The organism is Pricia sp. (genome assembly GCF_041745955.1).
GTDB lineage: Bacteria > Bacteroidota > Bacteroidia > Flavobacteriales > Flavobacteriaceae > Pricia.
Genome location: NZ_JBGTHY010000109.1, coordinates 1 through 1980, shown reverse-complemented (window position 1 = coordinate 1980; position 1980 = coordinate 1). Strand labels below are relative to the sequence as shown.

General features: G+C 46.3%; 1 protein-coding gene and 1 pseudogene. One reads left to right on the top strand and one right to left on the bottom strand.

Annotated features, from left to right (window positions below; genetic code table 11):
• On the top strand, nt 1–197 hold a 197-nt coding region (locus ACEW8S_RS03745), incomplete at its 5' end, for a hypothetical protein (protein WP_373516845.1).
• Nucleotides 198–798: 601 nt separating this feature from the next.
• Here the strand turns inward: ACEW8S_RS03745 and ACEW8S_RS03740 are convergent.
• A pseudogene (locus ACEW8S_RS03740) lies at nt 799–1980 on the bottom strand (mannosyltransferase); the annotation flags it as partial.

Below are 1980 nucleotides of genomic sequence, written 5' to 3'. Positions count from 1 at the left end.
GCCCTTATCGCGAGGGTGAAGGTCTCGCGCTTTTTCTTGCCCTCATGCCTGGTACTTGCCTTCTTTTGGGCAGTTCGGGCCTGTACCGCCCGTTGCGACCGTCGGCGTTCCTTTTGAGTTCCCTACCGATCTCGGCCTTGGATCGGCCCTGTTCGTTCAAGATCGGAATTTCGTGTCTTTCCCCCAGCATTAAATGAGTCATATTGTTCAAGTTTCGCAACCCAAAAATATGAAGTTTTTCGCCGCCCTCCCCCGGGGATCCGGCCCTAGGGATCCCCGGGGGAGGGCCTTTTTTCAACAGCAAGCTGTTGCGTTTATTACTTGAATGCAAGTTTTTTTGGCTAAATAAGGTAGGATTTTTGCGACATTATTTGGTATTTTCAGTACCATAATTGTATTATTTCTTGATATCTTTCAAAATCTGGAATACTATTTTTGGGATATATCAGGTAAGCGCTAAATCTTGCCTAGCGTACGTTTTCACGTTGTCGGGCTTTAAACCACATTTATAAGCATCATTAAGGTGGGATAGTAATTTGAAAAATAAGAGGGGCAATAGGCAATCTGCCGCATATGTTGTTTAACGCCACCCTTCCCGATTGAACTACAACGTACGGCGGACTAAAAATCGCGTAGTGTAGAAGTGGATATTTCCGATAGGTCATGGAGCCAGAACATGTTTCTTACAAACCGTTCATTCTCCGGATTGTCCGTTGTATTGCCATATGGTTCATGGTATTCCATTCCCCAACCATCAAAATACCTACGGTCATGCAATAAGGGACAGGACAGCTATTTTCATAATACCAGCGGTTCGAAGGCCATTCTTGCCAAAAGATAACTAATGGTGGATTCCGCGCCCTGGTTCAGGTTGACATTGTGCAGTTCGAGCCCGTCGTAACATCCTCCGGTACAAGGATTATAGACAGTACGGTTTTGGGGATTGTTCCCTATAAACCAGTTAAAGGCCTGATTCATTTTAACAGAGTATACATCTTCCCCGAAAACATCATGGAAGGTTTTCAGCGCCAGAACGGTATAGGAGATATCGATGGGCTGTTCCCCTCCCTGAAAATCCGCTGGAAAAACACTTCCCCTTTTTAGCCATTCCTTATTGGAGATTACCCTTATCTTCCCGTCAAAGAAAATTTTTGACAGGAGAAAATCGAACGATTCCTTGGCCACTACCTTATATTCCGTATTATTAGTTATCATATAGGCCATTAGCAAGGATTGGGGCAGCACACTGTTGCCATAGGTAAGATAGCCTTCGAACCAGGCCCAGTCCGATGATGCCTCATGCCGGTACATTGCCATTAACCTGTCCGCTAAAATCTTTGTCATCACCGTTATCCTATTGTTCGTGCGGTTGCGGTTAAAGTAAAACATTCCCTTCAGTACGAAGGCCATGGCCCTGGGCGAATGAAAATTTTCGGCTACCGAAAGACTGTCCTCGAACAGACGTTCCGCATTGAATACAACACCATCGAAAGACTCGGGAAGTTCGGGGGCAATGGATATCAGATAGCCGAGTGCCCAAATAGCCCTACCATTTGCATCTTCCAAGTTCACATCGCCATTCTGGGGGGTGAACCTTAAGTGCCTGTCCACATAGTTCAGGAACATGGCATCCGGACGGAAACAGTTTTTTACGAAGTTAAAGTATACCCGCAAAAGTCCGGTATCGGCTTTGGGGCCTTTGATTTCAAGATACTTGCACATTGCGATTAGGGCCCTTGCATTATCATCAAGGGTATAGCCAGAATCGAGGTCCGGGCGATCGATCTGGCAAAATTGGATAATGCCCACATCGGTCGTCATCTTTTTTAGGTGATCAAGCTTGATTTCCGGTTTTCGGTATGCAAGTTCAATTTTTGCCTTTCCCACGGCCTCGAAGACCTTTCCATGGGCAATGGCGGCATTGTCCCAAGTGGACTCCGCAATATGGCGCAACCCGTTCAGGCGCATCGTTTTCCTTGC